The 4,849-nt window shown below is 34.4% G+C and carries 4 protein-coding genes; all 4 read right to left on the bottom strand.

The genetic code is table 11. From position 1 onward, the window contains the following. Positions 1-695: NAD(P)-dependent oxidoreductase (locus WBF61_RS07760; RefSeq protein WP_424255386.1), on the bottom strand; the 695-nt coding region annotated here is incomplete at its 3' end. Between the two features lie 62 nt (positions 696-757). Beyond that, entirely contained in the window at positions 758-1,819 is a 1,062-nt protein-coding gene (locus WBF61_RS07755) for a PTS transporter subunit IIC (RefSeq protein WP_424255384.1), read from the bottom strand. 412 nt (positions 1,820-2,231) lie between these two features. Beyond that, positions 2,232-3,341, bottom strand: a complete 1,110-nt coding sequence (locus WBF61_RS07750; protein ID WP_424255383.1) for an AI-2E family transporter — start codon at positions 3,339-3,341, stop codon at positions 2,232-2,234. Between the two features lie 288 nt (positions 3,342-3,629). Beyond that, positions 3,630-4,340, bottom strand: coding sequence for an HAD family hydrolase (locus tag WBF61_RS07745; RefSeq protein ID WP_424255381.1), 711 nt, complete (start codon positions 4,338-4,340; stop codon positions 3,630-3,632). Positions 4,341-4,849 lie beyond the last annotated feature (509 nt).

Here is a 4,849-nt window from a genome sequence, read left to right as displayed (position 1 = left end):
TTAATCAAAAATGATCCGTCTTTCATTTGTGCAAACAGTTCTTTATTAAATAAATGGAAGTTGTCATCGGTTGCCGGCATATGAATAGAAATCAAGTCAACTTCTCTTACCAATTCTTCAAGTGTGTCCGTATATCTCATTGTTTTACGTGCTTCATCATTAGGATACAAGTCAAAACCTAAAATTTCAGCGCCAAAACCAGCAAATAATTCGCCTGTTATGCGGCCAATACGGCCTGTTCCAACAATTCCGATTTTCATTGAGCGTACTTCTCTACTAAGAATCGATTTAGTCCAGCTGAAGTCATGTTTTTCAACATTTCTTCTAATTAAATCCATGTGGCGAATCATGCTCAATGAGGCTGTTACAGCGAATTCAGCAATGGCATTGGGTGAATAAGCCGGTACGTTTGTGATCATTAATCCATTTTCTTTAGCCAGTTTTAAATCGAACATATCGTAACCAGCTGAACGTGTAGCCAATTGTTTGATACCCATTTCTGCTAATGCTGGATAGATTTTCTCGTCTAGTTTACCAGTCTGTTGGATCAATACTCCATCTTTACCTGTTACTTTATCAAGAGTATCCATTGTTAAGATTTCAGTAACCGTCTCAACGTTCACACCTGTTTTTTTGCTCCATACCAATGCTGCATCTCTTTCGTCTTCGCGTGTTCCAAACATAATTAAGTTCATTTAAAATTCCTCCATCATGGTTTATTTATTTTTTCAACTAAATTTCTTTTATCAAATCATTTTTATTTACCGGTAAAGAATTTGAAGATGTCTTTGTCGTATACTTTTAAAACTTTACACAAAACAAAATCTACAAGGAAAGCACTGGCGAAAGGAACAACGAAAAATGTTAACGCTGCTACTCCAAGATTAGTTGCCGCACTGCCTTCCATAAATTTAATCGCATTGATTGGTCCTACTAAACCAGAGAAACCAAAACCTGCTGAAAAAGGTGTACCTTGAATATTGAATATTGCGGCAAATACTGCACTAATTGTAGCACTAATGGCAAGTGGCAGTACAATAATAGGGTGCTTGATCAAGTTTGGCATCATCATTTTCATTGCGCCTAAACCAACAGATGATGTTACACCAATACTGTTTACTTTCATTGAACCAACAACTAAAGACGCTGCGGCTGCACAAATACCAATATTGGCTGCACCTGAAGCAAGTCCTGACAAACCAATAGCTGTAGCAATAGCAACAGTTGAGATCGGTGAAATAATAATGATTGAAAATGAAACAGCGATTAAAATACTCATTAAAATAGGTTGCAATTCAGTAAAGCTATTGATTAATGTTCCAATAGATGACGTGATTAGTTTTACATATGGAAGAGTAAATGAACCAACTGCACCAGCTCCAGCTCCAGCAAATATCGGCAGCAATAAAATTGTCATTGAACCTAATTTGTTGCCAATCGCCATAACTAAAATAACAGCTAAAGAAGCAGTTAACATCGTGTTGATTAAGTCACCGATACCGACAAGCATAAAGGCACCTTCTGTAATAACATATGCGCCTGATCCAACTAGAGATGCAGCACCAACAATAATGGTTTGCATTGGGTTCAATTTAAATTGCATAGCAATCAAAACACCAACGATAATCGGAACAGAGTACTGGAAACCTTGTACAACGTGTAATAAAGATAAGAAGATATCCATTTTTGTTCCTAAATACTTAAACAATTCTCCTAGAATAGCATTTGGAATTAATCCAACAACAATACCTGTAGCTGTTCCGGCTAACACACGGTTTAAAAATACTTTCCCTGATAATTTCGTTTCGTTTTCTGACATCTAAATTCCTCCTAGAGTATGGTCTTATTTTTATTCATTTTAATTAAGCTTAATGTTTGTGCATGTTTTCTCAAAATAAATTTCATGATCCATTTTTTAATGTTATTTTTCAATCTCCTTTTCAAATTAAATCAAACACTTGTTACTTTATTAAAACTAGGTATAAGTGCAATTCATTGTGTATCTATTCACTAGTGCTTCTTTAGTATCTAACAATTTATATTTGATGTCAACACGTTTTTGTCGTTATTTTCACAAAATAAACAAGTAAGCGTTTCACATCATTTGTATCCGTTATCATCCTATGATAACGCTGTTTATTCATTAGAATAATATGAGAAAATAAAAAAGTTTTAACAATTAAAAAAATTATTAAAACTTTTTCAGATTTATTAATTTACAAAAATTAATCTTAAACGTTATCGCCTATTTGCTTAATTTTTTTATTCTCTTCTACAATTAACTTTTTGATGTAAATCACGATTGTTTTAACAATCGCAAATCCAGGAACCCCGAATATGATTCCTACAATGCCTGCCATTTTACCCGCAACCAATAAGACAACAATTATCGTCAAAGGATGAATATCTAAACTCTTGCCTACGAACTTAGGAGTCAAGAAATTGGCATCGATTTGTTGAATGACTACAATTAATAAAGCAACAAGTAACGCTTTTCCTGGTGAAATAGTTAGACCGATTATAAAGGCAGGAGCTGCACCAATGAATGGTCCAATGTAAGGAATCATGTTGGTCGCTACATTAATAATCGCTAGCAAAAGACTGTACGGCAGTCCAATAAACAATATACCAATGTAAACAAGTATCCCAACAACAATACTTGCTAATCCTTTTCCACTAATATAACCAGAAACAACCGCGTTCATTTGGCCAAGCAATTCTATTGCATGATCTTTGTATTTAGCTGGGAAAAAGCTAGCTACTGCAGGTTTAAATTTGTGCCCATCATGAAAGAGGTAAAATAAAATAATCGCAACAGTAATTAAAACGACCGCTAAGCCAGTTAGTGTTGAAACAATTGAACTAATACTCGTGGTAATATAAGACAAGATTGTATTGGAAATTGTATCTAGCGAAAGATTTAAACGCATCAATACTTCTTCATAATCAATTTTTTCTAAACCTGGAACTCGTTTAAGATCATCAGCTTGTATCTCAATATTCGCGATAATAGTCGGAATGTTCACGATTAATTCCGTCAACTGTCCCATTAAAACCGGAGCAATTTGGACGATAAATGTGATGGTTCCTCCAATTGCTAGAAGCATTACGATGACTATACCGTACGTTCTTTTGACCTTTATCCGCTCTAATAGCTTGATAAAAGGATTTAATAAATAAAACAAAAATCCAGCAATTAAAACAGGTATAAATAAAGTTGAAAACAACGTGAAGACTGGTTGGAAAACAAAACTAATTTTGGTCGATATGTATATAGTTAGCACAGCCGCTAATGACCATAATGTCCAAAACAGTAACTTTGAACTTTTAAATAAATTCATCTGACTTCTCCTTTTTACTATGCGTTTTTTCTGAAAAATAACTACCTTAACAGATACACTCAAAGGTCACTTTACAGTAGAAAGATACAAACTACAACTGATTTTTATAGAAATCATTCACCTAATCTAGATTAAACAAAATTTACTAAACCGAGCTTAAATAAAACAATTACTAGAAGATTTCTATGTGATTTAAATCTCTAAACAATCCGTAGAAGAAACTTGTGTTTTCCTACTCCATTTAACATTACTTTTTTTAGGCTACTTTAATATCTATCGCTTATCCTTTTATTTAAAATACCCTTGTTCTTCGAATAATATCAGCAACTCACTTGGGTGTTCCACGATGGCATCTGGTTGAACTCTACTTGTATTCGGTTTAGTTTGTCGTACATTTAACCAAATAACCGTCCATCCTGCATTTTTTCCACCAATAACATCATTTTGGAACGAATCTCCGATGTAAATTGGTTTATCTTTTTTTACCGTTAAAGACGTTTCAACTAACTCAAAGACCGCTTTATTCGGTTTCATCTTGCCTAGTTCACCAGAAATAAATACTTGGTCCTGTTTAATCCATTGAGCCAATCCAAGTTGATCAATTTTCTTTTGTTGGTGAGTGGCTGCTCCATTAGTCAAAAGAGCTAATTGGTGATTGTTTTGAGATAATTTATTTAAAAGTTCTCTCATCTCCGGATATAAGTTTAATTTCTTTTGCTCATGTTCATAAGCCTTTTGAAAGTCTACTGCTTTTTTGCGACTAATCGGCCTATTTGTTTGTTCGCAAGCATATTGAATTCTCATCACTTGCATATCTACTTTTGGCAGCTCGCCAGTTTCACTTTTTTCGAATAAGGCATCGCTTTTTTCTCTGTTCAGCTGATAGAGACGTTTTATCTCAGCCTCTGTAACTTCACAGATAACTTGGTAAAAAGCCTTTTTAAAAGGAATGAATTGATCATACAGTGTATCGTCTACATCAAAGATGATGGTGGCCATTTATATTTTCACAATCCTTTACTTTTTTTACATTAAAATAACCTTACCACAAAATGGGGCAAGGTATCTCTTATCCAGTAATGTTTCTAATTAGTCTAATGCTAAAGCTACCGCTAGCACATTTATTTCTGTAAAGTGTTTAATTTTTTTATGCGGTCGAATCAACGTTCTTCACATCCTGAGAATAGTCGTCTATTCTCCTCGCTACTGCTCCGAGTCGAGCACATATGAGCTGCAATACGGCTAATGGAGAATAGAGTTGGACGAGTTAAAGTCGAACTGGTCGCAACTGGTCTATAATCGTTACATTAAGTTAATTACAAAAAACTTTCGCTAACTATGTTGGTTCCCACGCTGTTATTCTGCAATTACTTTAAAATTGTGATCAACTTCCGCTTTAATTAAAGGGTTTTTCATCAGATAATCCGCAATCAACTCGCTCATATCAATTTGAACTTCTCGAATAATCTTGTCAGGTGTGTACATCTTGTAGTTGCCGCCACCAACCG

Origin of the sequence: Carnobacterium sp., from assembly GCF_049673005.1 — a bacterium.
Classification (GTDB): domain Bacteria; phylum Bacillota; class Bacilli; order Lactobacillales; family Carnobacteriaceae; genus Carnobacterium_A.
The sequence above is the reverse complement of the archived record's forward strand: the minus strand, read 5'-3'. Positions and strand labels throughout refer to the sequence as shown.

Excerpts from the sequence above, each read along its gene's own strand:
- WBF61_RS07745 (WP_424255381.1), bottom strand. The coding sequence starts at position 4,340 with ATGGCCACCATCATCTTTGATGTAGACGATACACTGTATGATCAATTC.
- WBF61_RS07750 (WP_424255383.1), bottom strand. The coding sequence starts at position 3,341 with ATGAATTTATTTAAAAGTTCAAAGTTACTGTTTTGGACATTATGGTCA.
- WBF61_RS07755 (WP_424255384.1), bottom strand. The coding sequence starts at position 1,819 with ATGTCAGAAAACGAAACGAAATTATCAGGGAAAGTATTTTTAAACCGT.